Below are 706 nucleotides of genomic sequence, written 5' to 3' on the forward strand. Positions count from 1 at the left end.
TAGGTTAATGAATGCTAAGAGGAGGAATTCATTTACTTTAAGCTTTATATCTATGGAGGGAAAGCGAGAGACTGGAGAATTCTATGCCGGAACTCCGTCTGCTAGTGCTATGCAATATAAGGAAGGAAAAGTAGACGTATGGCTGAATGTTAAAATGAATTTCATTGAAATGTAGGTGATTTGAATGTATCCAGTAAGTAGGGAGTTTCAAGAAAAAATAATAGATCCATTCAATAGAAGAGTGTACGGAAAAGTTCAAATTGACTATACAGACCCATTTTTAGATCAGTCCATCAATACCGAGGCCAATGAAAATGCAAATGTTTCATTTCCGAATCAAATAGTCGATGGCGTTAGAAACCCTTCTGGTAAAATGGCAAGTCTAGACGGTTCATGGCAGTTAGATGGAACCTATCAATTGTTTGGTGAAGGAGATCAGATTGGCTGGTGGGGCAGTCAACTATCGGATAGTAGTGGTAAGTTTACAGCGCCTTATCCAACGGTGGCAAGTACATTCTTTAGCAGGTCCATTCACAGTTTAAGGGTTGTAGGAGATAGCGAAAGAAAAGAATATCCAGTTAATTTCACCATAAGGCTATATAGTGATGAAGATACAATCTTATATGCAGAGAACGTAGAAAACAATAACCAAGTCCTATGGGAAAAGATAATTCCAGCAGTTACCCAAGTAACCAAAATGGAGTTA

1 protein-coding gene is annotated in these 706 nt (G+C 38.1%); it reads left to right on the plus strand.

Features of this window, described 5'->3' with window-relative positions:
- Positions 1 to 184: 184 nt before the first annotated feature.
- The coding region (locus RCF13_RS01235) for a hypothetical protein (RefSeq protein ID WP_308140746.1) at positions 185 to 706 on the plus strand (522 nt) is incomplete at its 3' end.

It is taken from the genome of Stenotrophomonas maltophilia group sp. RNC7 (assembly GCF_030910085.1).
Classification (GTDB): Bacteria; Pseudomonadota; Gammaproteobacteria; order Xanthomonadales; family Xanthomonadaceae; genus Stenotrophomonas; species Stenotrophomonas sepilia.